The organism is Allobosea sp. 05T439, assembly GCF_056396005.1.
In genome coordinates, this window is sequence record NZ_JBFTKP010000017.1 from 109,530 (window position 1) to 127,855 (window position 18,326).

The 18,326-nt window shown below is 65.1% G+C and carries 21 protein-coding genes; 20 read left to right on the forward strand and 1 reads right to left on the reverse strand.

Translation table 11 applies throughout. The features are described from left to right. Positions 1-183 precede the first annotated feature (183 nt). Genes ruvC through AC1DIO_RS20400 form a run of 5 tightly spaced genes read left to right on the forward strand, consistent with a single transcriptional unit; the run spans position 184 to position 3,424 of the window. Positions 184-699: a crossover junction endodeoxyribonuclease RuvC gene (ruvC, locus tag AC1DIO_RS20380; protein ID WP_441488214.1), complete on the forward strand. Its 516-nt coding sequence runs from the start codon at positions 184-186 to the stop codon at positions 697-699. A gap of 40 nt (positions 700-739) precedes the next feature. Next, complete coding sequence (gene ruvA / locus AC1DIO_RS20385) at positions 740-1,357, forward strand: Holliday junction branch migration protein RuvA (RefSeq protein WP_476853997.1); 618 nt, start codon at positions 740-742, stop codon at positions 1,355-1,357. Beyond that, positions 1,354-1,842 carry a hypothetical protein gene (locus AC1DIO_RS20390; RefSeq protein ID WP_476770811.1) on the forward strand — a complete coding sequence of 163 codons (489 nt, stop codon included), beginning with the start codon at positions 1,354-1,356 and terminating at the stop codon, positions 1,840-1,842. Before ruvA ends, AC1DIO_RS20390 begins: the two co-directional genes overlap by 4 nt. After that, a complete protein-coding gene (gene ruvB / locus AC1DIO_RS20395) occupies positions 1,839-2,885 on the forward strand; it encodes a Holliday junction branch migration DNA helicase RuvB (RefSeq protein ID WP_476853998.1) in 1,047 nt (348 codons plus the stop codon). Before AC1DIO_RS20390 ends, ruvB begins: the two co-directional genes overlap by 4 nt. Next, on the forward strand, positions 2,885-3,424 hold the full coding sequence (locus AC1DIO_RS20400; RefSeq protein ID WP_476853999.1) for a DUF3828 domain-containing protein: 540 nt from the start codon (positions 2,885-2,887) through the stop codon (positions 3,422-3,424). The genes ruvB and AC1DIO_RS20400 overlap by 1 nt, the downstream gene beginning before the upstream one ends. A gap of 9 nt (positions 3,425-3,433) precedes the next feature. On the opposite strand, the gene AC1DIO_RS20405 is transcribed toward AC1DIO_RS20400, so the two are convergent. Beyond that, on the reverse strand, positions 3,434-3,943 hold the full coding sequence (locus AC1DIO_RS20405; RefSeq protein WP_476854000.1) for a hypothetical protein: 510 nt from the start codon (positions 3,941-3,943) through the stop codon (positions 3,434-3,436). A gap of 154 nt (positions 3,944-4,097) precedes the next feature. Between AC1DIO_RS20405 and ybgC the strand changes: the two genes are divergently transcribed. The 15 genes from ybgC to AC1DIO_RS20480 form a co-directional block, all read left to right on the forward strand. Then, on the forward strand, positions 4,098-4,502 hold the full coding sequence (gene ybgC, locus AC1DIO_RS20410) for a tol-pal system-associated acyl-CoA thioesterase (protein ID WP_476771036.1): 405 nt from the start codon (positions 4,098-4,100) through the stop codon (positions 4,500-4,502). 52 nt (positions 4,503-4,554) lie between these two features. Next, positions 4,555-5,196: a TetR/AcrR family transcriptional regulator gene (locus AC1DIO_RS20415; protein ID WP_441488223.1), complete on the forward strand. Its 642-nt coding sequence runs from the start codon at positions 4,555-4,557 to the stop codon at positions 5,194-5,196. Between the two features lie 90 nt (positions 5,197-5,286). Then, complete coding sequence (locus AC1DIO_RS20420; protein ID WP_476854001.1) at positions 5,287-5,730, forward strand: DUF2852 domain-containing protein; 444 nt, start codon at positions 5,287-5,289, stop codon at positions 5,728-5,730. Positions 5,731-6,125: 395 nt separating this feature from the next. Next, positions 6,126-6,836, forward strand: coding sequence for a protein TolQ (gene tolQ / locus AC1DIO_RS20425; RefSeq protein WP_043238377.1), 711 nt, complete (start codon positions 6,126-6,128; stop codon positions 6,834-6,836). A gap of 11 nt (positions 6,837-6,847) precedes the next feature. Next, complete coding sequence (gene tolR / locus AC1DIO_RS20430) at positions 6,848-7,297, forward strand: protein TolR (RefSeq protein ID WP_069879422.1); 450 nt, start codon at positions 6,848-6,850, stop codon at positions 7,295-7,297. Between the two features lie 27 nt (positions 7,298-7,324). Further along, positions 7,325-8,527, forward strand: a complete 1,203-nt coding sequence (gene tolA / locus AC1DIO_RS20435; RefSeq protein WP_476854002.1) for a cell envelope integrity protein TolA — start codon at positions 7,325-7,327, stop codon at positions 8,525-8,527. A 20-nt stretch (positions 8,528-8,547) separates the two neighbouring features. After that, entirely contained in the window at positions 8,548-9,891 is a 1,344-nt protein-coding gene (tolB, locus tag AC1DIO_RS20440) for a Tol-Pal system beta propeller repeat protein TolB (protein WP_441488350.1), read from the forward strand. Positions 9,892-10,080: 189 nt separating this feature from the next. After that, on the forward strand, positions 10,081-10,584 hold the full coding sequence (pal, locus tag AC1DIO_RS20445; protein WP_069879425.1) for a peptidoglycan-associated lipoprotein Pal: 504 nt from the start codon (positions 10,081-10,083) through the stop codon (positions 10,582-10,584). A gap of 127 nt (positions 10,585-10,711) precedes the next feature. Further along, positions 10,712-11,650, forward strand: coding sequence for a tol-pal system protein YbgF (ybgF, locus tag AC1DIO_RS20450; RefSeq protein ID WP_476854003.1), 939 nt, complete (start codon positions 10,712-10,714; stop codon positions 11,648-11,650). Then, the gene (tilS, locus tag AC1DIO_RS20455) at positions 11,647-12,702 is read left to right on the forward strand and encodes a tRNA lysidine(34) synthetase TilS (RefSeq protein WP_476854004.1); all 1,056 of its coding nucleotides are present in this window, start codon (positions 11,647-11,649) and stop codon (positions 12,700-12,702) included. Before ybgF ends, tilS begins: the two co-directional genes overlap by 4 nt. Before the next feature lie 111 nt (positions 12,703-12,813). Then, positions 12,814-14,739 carry an ATP-dependent zinc metalloprotease FtsH gene (ftsH, locus tag AC1DIO_RS20460; RefSeq protein WP_113513338.1) on the forward strand — a complete coding sequence of 642 codons (1,926 nt, stop codon included), beginning with the start codon at positions 12,814-12,816 and terminating at the stop codon, positions 14,737-14,739. Between the two features lie 23 nt (positions 14,740-14,762). After that, positions 14,763-15,041 (forward strand): hypothetical protein, encoded by a 279-nt coding sequence (locus AC1DIO_RS20465; RefSeq protein ID WP_441507007.1) that lies wholly within the window; start codon positions 14,763-14,765, stop codon positions 15,039-15,041. After that, entirely contained in the window at positions 15,038-16,381 is a 1,344-nt protein-coding gene (glmM, locus tag AC1DIO_RS20470; protein ID WP_476854005.1) for a phosphoglucosamine mutase, read from the forward strand. Before AC1DIO_RS20465 ends, glmM begins: the two co-directional genes overlap by 4 nt. 220 nt (positions 16,382-16,601) lie before the next feature. Then, positions 16,602-17,471, forward strand: a complete 870-nt coding sequence (locus AC1DIO_RS20475) for an outer membrane protein (protein WP_441507008.1) — start codon at positions 16,602-16,604, stop codon at positions 17,469-17,471. Positions 17,472-17,706: 235 nt separating this feature from the next. Then, positions 17,707-18,326, forward strand: a 620-nt coding sequence (locus AC1DIO_RS20480) for an alcohol dehydrogenase catalytic domain-containing protein (protein ID WP_476854006.1), incomplete at its 3' end; no start/stop codon positions are given.

Below are 18,326 nucleotides of genomic sequence, written 5' to 3' on the forward strand. Positions count from 1 at the left end.
CTCGATAACGAAAAACGTCCGGAATTCTCGCGGAATGACCGCAATCGACGAAGCATAGGGGCAAGCCGCGCGCAGCGTATAGAGGCCAGGCCATGCTGCGCCGCATGCCCTGGCATTCCGGCAGCGCTCCTCAGTGGAACCTCGGTAATGGAGTACAAACCGTGTCCAGACTAGTGTGCGGACATGGCACAAGCGATTCGGATTCTCGGCCTCGATCCCGGTCTCAGGAAGACCGGCTGGGGCATCATCACGAGCGAGGGCACCAAGCTCTCCTTCGTTGCCTGCGGCTGCGTCGAAAGCGACGGAGCGAGCCCGCTTTCGGAGCGGTTGAGACAACTTCATGACGGTATCGCGCGGGTGATCGGCTCGTTCGACCCCGACGAGGTCGCCGTCGAAGAGACGTTCGTGAACCGCGATCCGCAATCGGCGCTGAAGCTCGGCCAGGCGCGCGGCATCGCGCTGGTGGTGCCGGCGATCGCCGGCCTCAGCGTTGCCGAATACGCGGCCAATCTCGTCAAGAAGACGGTGGTCGGTGTCGGCCATGCCGACAAGAAGCAGGTCCAGGCGATGATCCGGGTGCTGCTTCCGAAGGCCGAGACAAAGTCGGCGGATGCGGCGGACGCGCTCGCGGTGGCGATCTGCCATTCGCAGCATCGCGGCATGAGGGCGCTGGTCGCGCAGATGCGCGCGGCCTCGTGAGGCGCTACAGCTTGGACATGCACATGCGACGGAGCCTCTGATGATCGGCAAGCTCAAGGGGCTGATCGATTCCTATGGCGAGGATTTCGTGATCCTCGACGTGCAGGGTGTCGGCTATGTCGTGCAATGCTCGTCGCGCACCCTGCAGCGCTTGCCAAAACCCGGCGAGGCAGCGGCGCTGGCAATCGAGACCCATGTCCGCGAGGACGCGATCCGTCTCTATGGCTTCCTGTCCGACGTCGAACGCGACTGGTTCCGGCTGATGCAGGTGGTACAGGGCGTCGGCGCCAAGGTGGCGCTCGCCATTCTCTCGACGCTGGAGCCCGGCGCGCTGGCGACGGCAATCGCGACCAACGACAAGGCGGMCGTGGCGCGTTCCCCCGGGGTCGGTCCAAAGCTGGCGCAGCGGCTCTGCGCCGAGCTCAAGGACAAGGCGCCCGCCTTCGGCCATATCGATCCCGGCGTGGTGCAGCTCGCGGGCGCACTGGAGGACAGGAAACTACCGCAAGCGGTGGCGGACGCGATCTCTGCCCTGTCCAATCTCGGCTATCCGCAGGCCCAGGCCGTGGCGGCGGTGGCCGCGGCCTCGAAAGCGGCCGGCGAGGGGGCCGGGACGGCACAGCTGATCAAGCTGGGTCTCAAGGAACTGGCGAAGTGAGCAATGCCGACGCCCTGATCGTCCGCGCCGTCGAGGATAAGAGCGAGCTGCTGCAACTGATGCTGGCGGTCTGGGGCTCGCATAAGATGATGATCGACCTGCACACCTACGACGTCGCCGAGATCGATGCGCTCGGCCTGTTCACGGCTACGGGGCAGACGGCGGCGCTGGCAAGCTGGACGCGACACGACGAGACCGCCTATCTCTGCGCCCTGCATTCGCTGCGGCCGGGAGAGGGCGTGGCAGTCCAGATGCTCGCTGCGGTCAAGGCCGCTGCCCGGGCCGCAGGTGCCAAGAAGCTCAAGGCGATGCTGACCAATGACAACATGCCCGGGCTGACCTTCTATCAGCGCCAGGGCTTTCGCCTGTCCGGCCTCTATCCCGAGGCGATCGATCATTATCGCTCCGTGATTCCGACGATTATCAAGACCGGCTACAGGGACATCCCGGTGCATGACGCGCTGGAGCTGGAGATTGAACTGTGAGTGAACCCCGCCGCCTCGTGACGGCCGACCGTCGCGACGACGACAGCGAAACCTCGCTGCGGCCGCTGTCGCTGTCCGATTTCACCGGCCAGGCGGCGGCGCGCGCCAATCTCCAGGTCTTCATCAATGCGGCGCGCGCGCGCGGTGATGCGCTCGACCATGTGCTCTTCGTCGGCCCGCCGGGCCTCGGCAAGACGACGCTGGCGCAGATCGTGGCGCGTGAACTCGGCGTCAATTTCCGCTCGACCTCGGGGCCGGTCATTGCCAAGGCCGGCGACCTCGCGGCGCAACTGACCAATCTCGAAGAGCGCGACGTGCTCTTCATCGACGAGATTCACCGGCTCAACCCGGCGGTCGAGGAAATCCTTTATCCGGCGATGGAGGATTACCAACTCGACCTGATCATCGGGGAGGGCCCGGCGGCGCGCTCGGTCAAGATCGACCTGCCCAAGTTCACGCTGGTCGGCGCGACCACGCGCGCCGGCTTGCTCACGACGCCGCTGCGCGACCGTTTCGGCATTCCGATCCGCCTGCAATTCTACACGGTCGAGGAATTGCAGGGCATCGTCTCGCGCGGCGCTCGCGTGCTCGGCATCGGCATGTCGGATGACGGTGCCAACGAGGTCGCCCGCCGGTCCCGCGGGACACCGCGCATCGCCGGCCGGCTGCTCCGGCGCGTGCGGGACTTCGCCATCGTCGACGGCGATCCGGTGATCACGCGCTCGGTCGCCGACAAGGCGCTGCACCTGCTCGATGTGGACGGCATCGGCCTCGATCAGATGGACCGGCGCTATCTCACCACCGTCGCGGTCAATTTCGGCGGCGGCCCGGTCGGGATCGAGACCATCGCCGCCTCGCTCTCCGAGCCGCGCGATGCGATCGAGGAAATCATCGAGCCGTTCCTGCTGCAGCAGGGCTTCATCCAGCGCACGCCGCGCGGGCGCCTGCTGACGCCGCATGCCTTCCGGCATCTCGGCATGCCGGAGCCGAACCGCGAGGCCGCGCAATTCGGGTTGTTCGGGGACGAGGCCGAGGACGAGTGATGCTGAAAATACTCCGGAACCTTTTGATCGCCGTCTTCGTCACGTTGACTGCGGGGCTCGCCGCGCAATGGGCTGCGGCGGCCGAGTCCACGCCGGAAGCGACGGTCAAACAGGCTTATGCCGCGACAATCCGTAGCCTTGCCGGCTCCGGCCCCAAAGCCCCGCCACCGGCATGGCGACCGCCGCATCGCGACAGGCTCTTGAGCAAAGGCCTCGCCGCGCTCTTCGCCCGCGACGATCTCTATCAGGATGAGAGCGGCGAGATGGGCAATATCGGCGCTGATCCCTTCCTCAACGGTCAGGACGGCGAGGTGAAGAACCTGCGCGTTGCGGTGACAGGGAAGCCGGCGGACGGGCAGGCGCTTGTCACAGCCAGCTTCCAGAGCCTCGGAAAGACGGTGACGGTGCCGTTCCGGATGATCTGGGAAGCTGGCGCCTGGCGTATCGACGATATTGGCGATGGGAGCGACAGCATCCGCGAGGCGCTGTCGCAACCGTATGAGTGCGGCTCCTTCATGAAGAAGCCCTGCACGCGCTGAGGGCGGCTGCTACCGCGCGAATTTCGATCGGTGCATCGCCGAGCGTTGGCCCGCATGATCGAGCGCGCCGGATTTCCCGGCCTTGCCGCTCGGCACGGACTTCATGCCTTCGCCAGCCTGCCGGCTTGCGGGCGGCTTCTTGGCCGCCTCGTGGCGCTGTTTCAGCGCTAGCGCCTTGCGGGCAAGGCTGCGCTGGCTCGGAGCGTGGAGCTTCTCCGTGCGGCGCGTCCGCTCGGCTCCGACGCGCTTCAGCGCCGAGGTCAGCATGTCGGCCTTGGCCTTGGTGCCGCTATTGTCGGAGGCAGGGCGCGCGCCCTGCGGCTCGGATTTGCGGCGCATCTCGCGCCTCTGCTGGCGGGCGATCGAGCGAGCCCGGTCGCGACGTTCGCGCAACTGGACTGAAAGCTCCTTCAACTCGGCATCCGTCGCGCTGCCGATGGTTCGGCGCTGGGTCCGGGTAAAGAGCTCGTATTCCGACTTGTCGAGAAGACGCTCGATTGCCTTTGTCGATTGGGCCATGCCGTTTCTCCTTGCTAGGCTGTCGGTGAAGCAACCTTAGCGACGGCGACAGGTTCCGGGTAGCGTCGCGTCGATCATGCCCGTGCGCGGTTGTTCCGGCTGCCATGCCCGGTCTAAAGGTCGGGAAACGTCATCACGGAAATCCCGTAGCGATATGAGCGCCGTCCACCAGCTTCCCGTCCGGGTCTATTATGAAGACACCGATTTCTCCGGCGTCGTCTATCACGCCTCCTATCTGCGTTTCATGGAGCGCGGCCGGACCGAGTTGATCCGCGCGCTCGGCGTTGAACAGCGCGAGCTGTTCGACGGGGACGCGGCGTTGGGGTTCGCGGTGCGCCGCATGACGATCGATTTCCTCAAGCCCGCCGTGATGGACGACATGCTGACCGTTGAGACCGTTGCGACGGCTGCACGCGGCGCGACGATGGATATTGCCCAGCGCGTGCTGCGTGGCGAGGAGGTGCTGATCACTGCCGAGGTCAAGGTCGCCTGCGTCGGCGGCGGGCGGGCTCGGCGTATTCCCGACACGCTGCGCCACCGGCTGGGGCTCGATGCATGATGGGCGGTGAACATCGTCGACGCCATTCGCCCGCTATGTTAGCGCTCCTTACATGATCGGACGGCGGCCGGATTCGGAGCGACGCGGCTATCACCACGGCAACCTCAAGGAGGAACTGGTGAGGGCGGCGCTCGAGCTGATCACAGAGAAGGGCGCGAACGGCTTCACCGTTGCCGAAGCCGCACGGCTGGCCGGGGTCAGCCCGACGGCGCCGTATCGGCATTATCGCGACAAGGTCGAACTGATGGCCGATGTCGCGACGCGCGGCTTCCAGGCCTTCGAGGCGGCACAGTCGCGCGCCTGGAACGAGGGCAGACCCAATGCATGGACTGCCTTCCAACAGTTAGGCCAGACCTATATCGCCTTTGCTCATGAGCAGCCGGCCTATTATTCCGCGATGTTCGAGGCTGGGGTACCACTCGATGCCAGCCCGGAATTGCGTCTCGCGGCGGATCGTTCCTTCCAGATGCTGCGCGCGGCCTGTGAGGCCCTGATTGCGACCCTTCCGGCGGGGCGCCGGCCGCCGGCGCTGATGATGGCGCTGCATGTCTGGGCGATGTCGCATGGCGTGGCAGCCTTGTTCGGGCGGGCCGATGCGGGCCGTCGCTCGTTGCCGATGTCGGCGGCCGAACTGCTGGAAGCCAATATGCTGATCTATCTGCAAGGGCTCGGCCTCTCGGCACCAGCGAATTGAAACCGGCCTCCGCCGCTTGACAGGGATCGGGTGCGTTCCCATAATGTGTATGTGACTAACATACACACTCACTGATATCGCGAGGGATCGATGCCGATCGTTGCGAGGCTTGATGAATATGGAAGAGGGGCCTGGTTCGCCTTTGCGGTACTGGGCTTCATCGTGTGGTGGCCGCTTGGTCTTGCGACCCTGGCCTTCATGTGGGGGAGTGGACGCATGTCTTGCGGATATGCCGGTGGAAACCGGTTCGAGCACCGGATGAGCCGTCTTCAGGAGAAGATGGATCGCATGCGGGAACGCATGGGGGAACGCGGCGGCCCTGGCGGCGGCTGGGGTCGATGGGGCGGTCCGCCGTCCAGCGGCAACCATGCCTTCGACGAGTACCGCGCAGAAACCCTGCGCAGGCTTGAGGACGAGCAGCGCGAGTTCCAGGACTTCCTGGGGCGTCTGCGCATGGCCAGGGACAAGGCCGAGTTCGACCAGTTCATGGCCGATCGTCGGCCCGGCAGCCAACCGGACCAGGATGCGGCCTGACGTGTCCGCCTGAAACCTGACGCCAGAGATGGCCCGCCTCGGCAACGAGGCGGGCCATTTTGCTTTGAGGAGGCTCCGCGCGCAGGGGGGCTCAGCGCATCCGCTCGCGCCGCCCCAGAGCCCGCAGCAGCGGCGCGCCGTTCGATTCGTTTCGCTGTCAACCCGGCATTAACCTTGCTGGGTGCTTAACTCGACCAGCACGAGTCGCTGATGAAGAAAACCCCGGATGCGCCCATCTTTCGCCGGATTCAAAGGCAATTGACAGGAACGGCATGTTCCCCAGTTCGCAAATTCGGTGGTGGCGCGAGGTATTCGTGGCCTCGGTCATCGATTTGGTCGGCGGGAGATTGGATCAGCAGCGCTCGATCGCGCTGACCGTCTGAAAGGATGACAGAATGAACCCCGCCGAGGTTGCGCAGGCTGCGCCACAGATCGACATGTCGTTCTGGACGTTGTTCTGGCACGCCCATATCGTCGTCAAGCTGGTCATGATGGGTCTGCTCGGCGCCTCTGTGTGGTGCTGGTCGATCATCATCGACAAGACGCTGCTCTATCGCCGCACCCGCCGCGATATGGATGCCTTCGAGGAGGTGTTCTGGTCCGGTCGGTCGCTGGAAGAGTTGTATCGCGATCTCGCGAGCAAGCCGGTCAATGATATGGCGGCGGTCTTCGTCGCGGCGATGCGGGAGTGGAAGCGCTCCTTCGAGAATGGCGGCCGCTCCGTCGCCAGCCTTTCGGCACGTATCGACAAGGTTCTCGACGTTACCATTCAGCGCGAAACCGAGCGGCTGGAATCGAAGCTGCTCGTGCTCTCGACCATTGCCTCGGCCGCTCCCTTCATCGGCCTGTTCGGCACGGTCTGGGGCATCATGAATTCCTTCACCGCCATTGCGGTCTCCAAGAATTCCTCCCTTGCCGTGGTGGCGCCCGGTATCGCCGAGGCGCTCTTCGCCACCGCGATCGGCCTGTTTGCCGCGATTCCGGCGCTGATGGCCTATAACAAGTTGCAGGCCGAAGTGGCCAAGGCCCAGAACCGCCTCGAAGCCTTTGCCGACGAGTTCTCCGCGATCCTGTCGCGGCAGATCGACGAGCGGCTGGCGGCGTAGGGGGCTGCACGATGGGCATGTCAGCAGCGACCGGCGCCAAGGCCGGAGGCAGGCGGGGCCGGCGTGGCCGCCGCCACAGCGCGATCGCCGAGATCAACATGACGCCGTTCATCGACGTCATGCTGGTGTTGCTGATCATCTTCATGGTGGCCGCGCCCCTGATCGCGACCGGGGTTCCGCTCGATCTGCCGCAGACCGGGGCGAAGCCGATCAATGTCGACCAGAAGCCGATCACCATTGCCATCGACAGCAAGGGCCAGATCTTCCTCCAGGACCAGCCGACGCTGGAGCCCGACCTGGTGACGAAGCTGCATGGCCTCGCCAAGCAGGGCTTCGACGAGCGCATCTATGTGCGCGGCGACCGTCAGGTCGATTACGGGCGCGTCGCATCGGTGATGTCGACGATCACGTCGGCCGGGTTCAAGCGTGTGGCGCTCGTCACCGAGCCCGCAACGCGCTGACGACGTGAAGGCGAGGTATTTCCAGCCGTGAAGCTCTCCACCTCCGAACCGGGAATCGCGCTCTCCGCTCTCGGCCACGTGACGTTTCTCGTCGCGGGGCTGCTGGCGTTCTCGTCGCCGAATCCCCTGCCGGAGAACGAAGAGGCGATCGCCGTCGAGATGGTCGATCCGAGTGCACTGAACCAGGTCACGCGTGGCGAACGCAAGGCTGAGAAGGTGCAGGAACAGCCGGTCCAGCGCGCCGAGCGCCAGTCGGAGACGGTCGAGCGCAAGGAAGCTGGTGAGGCCAAGCAGGACACCCCTGCGCCACCGACGCGGCCCGCCGAATTGAAGACCGCGGACGACAACGCTTCGGCGCCAATGCCGCCAGCCCGCCCTGCGCTGCAGCCCCCGAAGCCGGAGCCCAAGCCGCCGGAGCCGGCGAAGCAGCCGCCGCAGAAGGCAGAGGCTGCGGCTGAGCCAAAGCCGGATCTGCGCCGCGAGGAGCTCGCCAAGCTCGCCGAGGAAGCTGAACTGGCCTCCAAGGCGAAGCAGGCCGAGGAGGATGCCAAGGCCGCTGCCAAGGCGAAGGCCGAAGCCGAGGCGCAGGCCAGGGCCGACGCTGCTGCCAAGGCCAAGGCGGAAGCGCAGGCCAAGGCGGCCGCTGCCGAGGCGGCCAAGGAAAAGGCTGAGGCGGAAGCCAGGGCTAAGGCCGAAGCGGAGGCCAAGGCCAAGATCGCCGCCGCCGCCAAGGCAAAGGCCGAAGCAGAGGCCAAGGCCAAGCGTGAGGCGGAGATCGCCAAGAACTTCAACCCGACCGATATCGCCAAGCTTCTGCAATCGAAGGAGCCGGCTCAGTCCTCAGGCTCGTCCGCGCCGCAGGTGAACCGCACCGCGTCGCTCGGCACCGAGCGCGGCTCGTCGCAAAAGCTCAGCCCTTCGTTGCGCGCGCAGCTTGTCGGGATCATTCAGGACCAGCTTCTGAAATGCTGGAACGTGCCGATCGGGCTCGCGAATGCGAAGGGCGCAGTCGTGCCTTCGGTGCGGATGAAGCTGAATACCGACGGCTCGCTCGCGGGCCAGCCGGGCGTGATCAACACCTCGTCCGATCCGCTGTTCCGGGTCGCGGCCGATTCGGCCCTGACGGCGACACGCCGTTGCGCGCCCCTGCGCATTCCTGCTCAATTTGCCGCTTACTATGACGACTGGCGTGATGTCGTCGTCAATTTCGACGCTAGGGACGTGCTGTGACCCCCATGTTTCGCAACTCCATGATCAAGGGCGCCGGTCAGACCCGTTCCGGGCTGACGCGCCGCCATGCGCTGACCCTTGCCGGATCGGCCATGTCCTTGCCGCTGCTGGTGCCGGCGGCTGCGCGCGCGGAACTGGTGATCGACCTGCGCAAGGGTACTTTCCAGCCCATGCCGATCGCGATCGCCGATTTCGGCGGCGAGGCCGGCGTGATGGTGTCCGGCGTGATCACCAACAATCTCAAGCGTTCCGGCTATTTCCAGCCGATCGACAAGTCGCGCCACCCCGACAAGAACCCGGCCTTCGATGCGGTGCCGCAGTTCGAGGCCTGGAAGGCAGCCGGCGTGCAGGGGCTGGTGACGGGCCGCGTCTCGCGCGACGGTGGCCGGCTTCGTGCGGAATTCCGGCTCTGGGACGTCGTCACCGGCGAGCAGATCGACGGGCAGCAATATTTCACCGACCCGAATAACAGCCGGCGGGTCGGCCATATCATCTCGGACGCGATCTTCACGAAGGTCACGGGCGTCGGCGGCTTCTTCGATACCCGCGTCGTCTTCGTCGACGAATCCGGGACGAAGGAAAACCGGCGCAAGCGGCTCGCCATCATGGACCAGGACGGCGCCAATGTGCGCTACCTGACCAATGGCGAGGTCTCGGTCGTGACCCCGCGCTACTCGCCTGTGGCGCAGGAAGTCGCCTATATGGCACAGCGCACCGGCGAGCAGCCGCGCGTGCATGTGCTGAATATCGAAACCGGACAGCGTCAGGTCGTCGGGAATTTCCCCGACATGACCTCGAGCCCGCGCTTTTCACCGAATGGCGCGAAGATCGCGCTCAGCCTGCAGCAGGGCGGCAACGCAAATCTCTACATGATCGATATCGGCTCGCGCACGACKACGCGGCTGACTTCGACGGGCGCAATCGACACCTCGCCCTCCTTCTCGCCTGACGGCACCCAGATGGTGTTCGAGAGCGACCGCGGCGGTTCGCAGCAGCTTTATGTGATGGCGCTCGGCGGCGGGGAGGGCAAACGCATCTCGTTCGGCCAGGGCTCCTATTCGCAGCCGTCATGGTCGCCGCGCGGCGACCTGATCGCCTTCACGCGCCAGGGCGGTGGCGGCTTCGCCATCGGCGTGATGCGGCCGGACGGCTCGGGCGAGCGTATCCTGACCGAAGGCTTCCACAACGAAGCACCGAACTGGGCGCCGAACGGCCAGTACATCATGTTCTTCCGTGATCCAGGCGGGCAATCCGGCGGCAAGCTCTACATGGTCGATATCACGGGCCGGGTCGAAGTGCCGGTGCCGACACCGGCTTTCGCCTCGGATCCGAGCTGGTCTCCGCTGCTGACGACGGCGCGCTGAGGCGGCAATCTGTTGCTGTCGCGCAACAGCTCGGAGAATGCTGCATTTCGCTGCAATTGGTTAACCATACGCCGCAATGCCGCCACTTCGCCTTGATTTGGCAAGGTCTCGTTTAGGTTGACACATCATTGATGTGTCTGAGTTTCAGACTTTCTGATTGCGGAACCTAGACCCGCCTGGAGAATCAACATGCTGCTTGCCTCGCTCGCCAGCCCGCGCACTGCCCGTTTCGCCGCCGCCATCGCCGCCACGCTCGCACTGGGCGCCTGCGCCAAGGACCAGAACGCCGAAGCCGGCTTTGGAGCCGGCGGCGCGGCCACCCCGGGCAGCGCCCAGGACTTCGTCGTGAATGTCGGTGACCGCGTCTTCTTCGAGACCGACTCGACCGACCTGACGCCGACGGCCGTTTCKACCCTCGACAAGCAGTCCTCCTGGCTGCAGCGCTACCCGCGCTACACCTTCACCGTCGAGGGCCATGCCGACGAGCGCGGCACCCGCGAATACAACTATTCGCTTGGCGCTCGCCGCGCCCAGACGGTGCGCGACTATCTGACCTCGCGCGGCATCCAGGCCAACCGGATGCGCACGATCTCCTACGGCAAGGAGCGCCCGGTGGCGGTCTGCAACGACATTTCCTGCTGGTCGCAGAATCGCCGTTCCGTGACCGTGCTCGATGGCGCCGGCGGCGTCTGAGCATCCGGCTTTCTGAAATCTATCGAGGCCGGCACTTTCCCTGCGGAAGTGCCGGCCTTTTCATATTTTGGCCGCGGTGACAGCGTGTGATAACCCGTCACTTGAGAGAAACAGTCCGGTCTTCATGATGGTTCGAGAATTTGCCTTTCTACCCAGCCGGGCGCGACTGCTGGCTGCTGTCGCCTTCGGGGCCATTGCATGGGCTGCGTTGCCGGCTGCGGCGCAGGATGCAGCCGAGCTGACCGTGCGCACCGGGCGACTGGAAAACCAGGTCCGAGCGCTGTCTGGCCAGATCGAGCAGTTGCAGTTCGAGAACCGCCGGCTCACCGAGCAGCTCCGCAAGTTCCAGGAGGATGTCGATTTCCGCCTGAACGAGCGCGGCGGCGGTGGCGCTCGCCCGGGTGGCGCCGCGCCAGGGCCGGCTGCCCAGCCGCCGGCGACGCAGCCGGGGCGTCCGCGTCGGAATGATGCCTTCGACCCCTCAACGCACCCGGGTGGCTCGGGGGCGCCGCGTCAGCTCGGCAGCATGGAAGGCATTATCGAGGACGAATTCGCCGGGGCGGGCGGTGGTGGCCAGGGACCGCTCGACCTTCAGGGCGTCGGCCGACAGGTCCCGCAGGGTGCGCTGCCGCAGGGCGGACCGCGTGGCGGACCGAGCGTCGCGGCGACGGGCGCGGCGCCKAGCCCCAAGGACAGCTATGACACGGCCTATGCCTATGTCCTGCGCAAGGAATACGAGCAGGCTGAAATGGGCTTTCGTCAGTTCCTGCAGAGCTATCCGCGTGATCGGCTTGCCGCCGACGCCACCTTCTGGCTCGGCGAGAGCTATTTCCAGCGCCAGCGCTATCGCGAGGCTGCCGAGCAATTCCTCAAGATCTCGCGTGACTATCCGCGCGCCGGCAAGGGTGCCGACAGCCTGCTCAAGCTCGGCATGTCGCTGAATGGGCTTGGCGCGCGCGACCAGGCCTGCGCAACCTATGCCAAGGTCGGCGTCGACTATCCTTCCGCTTCCAATGCCGTGCGACAGGGTGTCGAGCGCGAACGGCGCCGCGCTCGCTGCGCTTGAGCGCGCTCGCTTCCAGCGATCCTGAGCATCTTCCGGTTTCCGCCGGCGAGGCGGCTGCGCTCTTCGCCGGGCTCGCGGGTGAAACGCGCCTGCTGGTTGCAGTCTCGGGCGGCCCTGATTCCGTTGCCCTGCTTTCCCTGTTGCACGATTGGTCGCAGCAGCCCGGTCGGCCCGCGCTTCATGCCGCGACGGTCGATCACGGCCTGCGCGAGACGTCCTCGAGCGAAGCTGAAGCCGTCGGCGCCCTCTGCTCCGGGCTGAGTGTTCCCCATGCGATCCTGCGCTGGGAGGGTCCGAAACCTGCGACCGGCATCCAGCAGCGGGCACGAGAGGCGCGCTATGCCCTGCTGGCGGCACATGCGGAGGCTCTCGGTGGTGCAGTGCTGGTCACGGCGCACACGCTCGACGACCAGGCCGAGACGCTGCTGATGCGGATGGCGCGCGGTTCCGGGCCGAGCGGACTTGCCGGCATGCGGGCCAGGGTGGGTAAGGATAGCACAGTGCTGGCACGTCCGCTGCTTGCCGTGCCGAAAGCGCGTCTCATCGCGACCGCTGAGGCGAGGGGGCTTTCCTACATTCGTGACCCGAGCAATGCCGATCCGCGGTTCGAGCGCGCGCGTTGGCGGACCCTGATGCCGATGCTGGCCGACGAGGGGCTCACAGCCGAACGTCTGGCGGTCCTGGCTGCGAGGCTGGCGCGCATGGATGCGGCGATAGAGCACCACGTCGCCCTGCTGCTGCCGTCGCTCATATTCGCAGGGGAGGGGACCGGGGTKACGCGGCTGCGCTTCGGCGCGTTGGTCGATCTTCCCGAGGAAATTGCCCTGCGGGTTATGGCCGAGGCGCTCGCCCTGGTGCCTGGATCGAATGCAGAACTGTCGCGGCTCGAGCGGCTGGAAGGCTGCGTGTTCACGCTTCTGGAGGCGGCACGGCGGGGCACGGCCATGACGCGGACACTATCGGGGTGTGTACTCGCGCTCGATCGGGACGGTGTCCTGACGCTGGCGCCGGAACCGGCGCGCAGACGGGGCGTTCACCCTGCGTCGCGATGAGCCTGGTTCAAATCTGCTGTTTCCCTTGGCAAGGGGCTTTGCCGCTCCTAGATTAACGCCTGAAACCCTTGGCCCTTTCCGGTTGGACCGGGCGGCCCGATCGGACAGAGAATGAATCCGAACTTCCGTAATTTTGCCCTCTGGGTGGTGATTTTCCTGCTGGTTCTGGCGCTCGTGACGCTGTTCCAGAGCCCGAGCCAACGCACCAGCACCAATGAAATCCCCTATAGCCAGCTCATCAACGAGAGCGAAGCCGGGCGGATTTCCAATGTCGTGGTCGCAGGCCAGGAGATTTCGGGCACGTTTTCGGACGGCCGCAGCTTCGTCACCTACGCTCCCTATGGCGACCCGGCTCTGCTGAAGACGCTGGCGCAGAAGGGGGTCCAGGTCTCGGCGCGTGCTCCGTCGGAGGGCACGCCCTGGTTCATGGCGCTGCTCGTCAATTCATTGCCCTTCGTCATCTTCATCGGCCTGTGGATCTTCATGTCCCGGCAGATGCAGAATGGTGCTGGTCGCGCCATGGGCTTCGGCAAGTCCAAGGCCAAGCTGCTGACCGAGGCGCATGGTCGCGTCACCTTCGAGGATGTCGCGGGCATCGACGAGGCCAAGGAGGATCTGCAGGAGATCGTCGAATTCCTGCGCGATCCCCAGAAGTTCCAGCGGCTCGGTGGGCGCATCCCGCGCGGCGTGCTGCTCGTCGGTCCTCCCGGCACCGGCAAGACGCTGACGGCGCGTGCCGTCGCCGGCGAAGCCAATGTGCCGTTCTTCACGATCTCGGGTTCTGATTTCGTCGAGATGTTCGTCGGCGTCGGCGCGAGCCGCGTGCGCGACATGTTCGAGCAGGCCAAGAAGAACGCGCCCTGCATCATCTTCATCGACGAAATCGATGCGGTCGGTCGTCACCGCGGCGCCGGTCTCGGCGGCGGCAATGACGAGCGCGAGCAGACCCTGAACCAGCTGCTCGTCGAGATGGACGGCTTCGAGGCGAATGAGGGTGTGATCATCATCGCCGCCACGAACCGCCCGGACGTGCTCGATCCGGCGCTGTTGCGCCCCGGTCGCTTCGATCGCCAGATCGTCGTGCCGAATCCCGACGTCGCCGGCCGCGAGAAGATCCTGCGCGTGCACGTCCGCAAGGTGCCGATGGCTCCCGATGTCGATCTCAAGATCCTGGCGCGCGGAACACCTGGCTTCTCGGGCGCCGATCTGATGAACCTCGTCAACGAGGCGGCGCTGCTGGCGGCTCGCCGCGGCAAGCGCATGGTCACCCATGCCGAGTTCGAGGATGCCAAGGACAAGGTCATGATGGGCGCCGAGCGCAAATCCATGGCGATGTCCGAGGAAGAGAAGAAGCTGACCGCCTATCATGAGGCCGGCCACGCCATCGTGGGCTTGTATGTCCCCGCCGGCATCCCAGTCCACAAGGCGACGATCATCCCGCGCGGTCGTGCGCTCGGCATGGTCAAGTTCCTGCCGGAGGGCGATCGCTATTCGATGAAGTTCAAGGAGTTCACCTCGCAGCTCGCGGTGGCCATGGGCGGTCGCGTTGCGGAGGAGATCACCTTCGGCAAGGAGAACATCACCTCGGGCGCCACCGGCGACATCCAGCAGGCGACCAAGATGGCCAAAGCCATGGTCACGCAGATGGGCTATTCCGATGAACTCGGCCTGGTCGCCTATGGCGACAACCAGGAAGAGGTTTTCTTGGGCATGTCGATGGGCCGGACCCAGAGCGTGTCGGAAGCGACCGCGCAGAAGATCGATAGCGAAGTGCGCAAGCTCGTCCACCAGGGCTATCTGGACGCCAAGAAGATCCTCAACGAACATCATGAGGAATTCGTCCACGTGGCCGAGGCGCTGCTCGAGTTCGAGACGCTGACCGGCGACGAGATCCGCGATCTGATCGCCGGCAAGCGCCCGACCCGCGATGCTGACGATACGCCGTCGGCGCCGCGCGGCTCGGCGGTACCGAGCGCCGGCCGCGGCCGTAAGCGCGACGAGCCTGACGCTGGTCTGGAGCCGCAGCCGCTGGTCTGAACGGCCTCGTTCGGACCTGACACATGAAGGCGGCCATATTGGCCGCCTTTTTCTTTGCCTGCGATCAATGGTTAGGTGGGGCTGCTGCGTGTGACCGAGTTGGGGACGAGACCCGCGCGATCGTTCCTGTCTTCGTTCCGGCGGCGTTGCCCATGATAAAATTCGTCATAAAACGTGACAAGGCGGAACGCATGTCCCGCTATAGAAGAATTCAACAGGGCCGGGAGCGGGCTGGTTGCAACCGCGCCCCGGTTGTCCGCGAAGCTCCCATCATGGCCGCCATCTGGATCGACTGGATATGACGCGCAAATATTTCGGAACCGACGGCATCCGCGGCCGCGCCAATGGCGTGATCACGCCCGATCTGGCGCTCAGGGTCGGCCAGGCCACCGGTATCGCGTTTCGGCGCGGCGAGTACCGCCACCGCGTGGTGATCGGCAAGGATACGCGGCTCTCGGGCTACATGATCGAGACGGCGCTGATCGCCGGCTTCACCTCGGTCGGCATGGATGTGCTGCAGCTCGGTCCGATGCCGACGCCGGCGGTCGCGATGCTGACGCGCTCGATGCGCGCGGATCTCGGCGTGATGATCTCGGCGTCGCACAATCCCTATGAGGATAACGGCATCAAGCTGTTCGGTCCCGACGGCTACAAGCTCAATGACGAGGTCGAGAGCGAKATCGCCGCCCTGATCGATTCCGATCTCGGAGCGCAGCTTTCGGAGGCTGCGATGCTTGGCCGTGCCAAGCGCATCGACAGCGCCCATGCGCGCTATATCGAATTCGCCAAACGCACCTTGCCGCGCAACATGAATCTCGACGGGCTGCGCATCGTCGTCGATTGCGCCAACGGCGCCGCCTACAAGGTTGCGCCCGAGGCGCTCTGGGAGCTCGGGGCCGAGGTCATCGCCATCGGGGTCGAGCCGGACGGCTTCAACATCAACAAGGATGTCGGCTCGACCAAGCCGGATGCCTTGGCTCAGAAGGTACGTGAACTGCGCGCCGATATCGGCATCGCCCTTGATGGCGACGCTGATCGCGTGCTGATCATCGACGAGCAGGGACATGCCGTCGATGGCGACCAGCTGATGGCCGTAATCGCGCGCAGCTGGCAGGAGGACGGTCGTCTCTCGGCGCCTGGCATCGTCGCGACCGTGATGTCGAATCTCGGGCTGGAGCGCTATCTCGCCGGACTCGGCCTGAGCCTTGAGCGCACCGCTGTGGGCGATCGTTATGTGCTCGAGCATATGCGGGCGAACGGCTTCAACCTTGGCGGCGAGCAATCCGGCCATATCATCCTCTCCGACTATGCGACGACCGGAGACGGGCTCGTGGCGGCGCTGCAGCTGCTTGCGGTGGTGAAGCGGATGGACAAGCCGGTCTCGGAAGTCTGCCACTGCTTCGAGCCGCTGCCGCAGATCCTCAAGAACGTGCGCTACAAGCAGGGCCAGCCCCTGACGGAGAAGCCGGTCGTCAACGCGATCGAGGCCGCCAGGCAAATGCTCGGCGATAGCGGGCGTCTCGTCATTCGTCCGTCAGGCACCGAGCCGGTGATCAGGGTGATGGCCGAAGGCGATGACCGCGACCTGGTGATGCGCGCTGTCGACGACATCGTCGATGCGGTGACGAAGGCCGCAGCCTGACGCAGCTGGCCGGCTACGTCTTCGATCAAAGATTACCATGAGGGTAGGACGTGTCCCCGCGCATTCCAACTTTGGGCTGCGCGGGATTTGCTCGTTTGCATGAGATTTCGTGGTTAAGCGGTAAGGTTAAGCGTCGTTTAAGGAATTCGTGCCAGGGTCCTTCCCGTCGGTAACACGCGCGAGCTGAGTATCGCGTCGCGCAAACTCGAGGGACTCTGCCATGGGCAGCCTGAAAATTCTCGCGCTGGCGGGCGCCATGGCCTTCGGAGGCTCCGCAGTGGCCTCTGCTGCCGACCTCGCCCCTCTGCTGCCTCCACCGCCGGAGCCTGTTGCCCTGCGCGGGACGATTGGGTCCGGTTGGTATTTGCGCGGTGATGTAGGTGTCGGTTTGCAGACCGTCGGCAAGTACCAGCAGGACGACCTTGCGGCTGTCGGCGGCGTGCTTTTCAATAAAACCGATCAAACGGCCTTTTTCGGTGGCGTCGGCGTGGGCTACCGCTTCAACAATTGGTTCCGCATCGATGGTACATGGGAGTATCGCGGCGGAGGGACGATTGGGGTCAATGATAAGCTMTTCAACTCCTTCGCCAATGGCACCCAGACAAATACCTACAAGGGCAACCTCTCCTCGATGGTGGCCCTGTTCAACGCCTATGTCGATCTCGGCACCTGGAACTGCCTGACGCCCTATATCGGCGCCGGTATCGGTTATGCGCAGAACCGCATCTCGGGGTTGACCGAACAGGGCATCGTGTTTGCCAATGAGCCTTTCGGTCCGGTTTCCCCGACGCTGGGCACCGCGAGCAACGGCACCCGTTCCGGCGTCGCCTGGGCGCTCATGGCGGGGCTCGGCTATGAGGTGAACAAGAACCTGACCCTTGAAGTTGGGTATCGCTACCTCAATCTGGGCGATGCCCAGTCTGGGCGCATTCAAAATGCATTCCTGACGGAATCCTATGGGCCGCTGAAGGCCAAGGACATCCAGAGCCACGACATCCGCATCGGCATGCGCTGGAATTTCGGCGATCCCGATTGCTGCGCAGCTCCGGCTCCGATCGCCTACCAGGCGCCGGTCGTGCGCAAGTACTGACTATCTGGTTCTCTAGCTTCGCAAGGAACGGCGCGGATCATCGATCCGCGCCGTTTGCATTTCGCAACTCCGCAAGACTGTGAGGCTCCAAGTCGGGCCGCGTTGACAAAGCCTCCATCCCTTCGCCCTATTCGTGCTTGGCCGAGGCGTTMGCAGTCGGGACACGCCTCCACTGACCAGGCTTCCAGCCCACGCGCCATCGCCGTTCGCGCTGGCCCTCTGCAAGGATATGATCATGAAGACACGCGCCGCCGTTGCCTGGGAGGCCGGAAAGCCGCTGACCATCGAAACCATCGAGATCGGCGGCCCGAAGGCGGGCGAGGTCCTGGTCGAGGTGATGGCGACCGGCATCTGCCACACCGACGCCTACACGCTTTCCGGGCTCGATTCAGAGGGCAAGTTCCCGGCGATCCTCGGCCATGAGGGCGCCGGCATCGTGCGCGAGGTCGGCGCCGGGGTCACGACGCTGAAGCCAGGCGACCACGTCATTCCGCTCTACACGCCGGAATGCCGCAGCTGCAAAAGCTGCCTGTCGCGCCGCACCAATCTCTGCACCGCGATCCGCTCGACACAAGGCCAGGGCGTGATGCCGGACGGCACATCGCGCTTCTCCTGCGATGGCGGCGAGGTCTTCCACTATATGGGCTGCTCGACCTTCGCGAATTTCACGGTGCTGCCCGAGATCGCGCTGGCGAAGGTTCGTGAGGACGCGCCCTTCGACAAGATCTGCTATATCGGCTGCGGCGTGACGACGGGGATCGGCGCGGTGATCTACACCGCCAAGGTCTGGCCCGGCGCCAATGTCGTGGTCTTCGGGCTCGGCGGCATCGGCCTCAACGTMATCCAGGGTGCCCG

Coding starts and splice junctions, on each gene's coding strand:
- ruvC (WP_441488214.1), top strand. CDS start 184: ATGGCACAAGCGATTCGGATTCTCGGCCTCGATCCCGGTCTCAGGAAG.
- AC1DIO_RS20405 (WP_476854000.1), bottom strand. CDS start 3,943: ATGGCCCAATCGACAAAGGCAATCGAGCGTCTTCTCGACAAGTCGGAA.
- tolR (WP_069879422.1), top strand. CDS start 6,848: ATGGGCATGTCAGCAGCGACCGGCGCCAAGGCCGGAGGCAGGCGGGGC.
- AC1DIO_RS20415 (WP_441488223.1), top strand. CDS start 4,555: ATGATCGGACGGCGGCCGGATTCGGAGCGACGCGGCTATCACCACGGC.
- ybgC (WP_476771036.1), top strand. CDS start 4,098: ATGAGCGCCGTCCACCAGCTTCCCGTCCGGGTCTATTATGAAGACACC.
- AC1DIO_RS20420 (WP_476854001.1), top strand. CDS start 5,287: ATGCCGATCGTTGCGAGGCTTGATGAATATGGAAGAGGGGCCTGGTTC.
- AC1DIO_RS20465 (WP_441507007.1), top strand. CDS start 14,763: ATGAAGGCGGCCATATTGGCCGCCTTTTTCTTTGCCTGCGATCAATGG.
- tolQ (WP_043238377.1), top strand. CDS start 6,126: ATGAACCCCGCCGAGGTTGCGCAGGCTGCGCCACAGATCGACATGTCG.
- AC1DIO_RS20400 (WP_476853999.1), top strand. CDS start 2,885: ATGCTGAAAATACTCCGGAACCTTTTGATCGCCGTCTTCGTCACGTTG.
- ftsH (WP_113513338.1), top strand. CDS start 12,814: ATGAATCCGAACTTCCGTAATTTTGCCCTCTGGGTGGTGATTTTCCTG.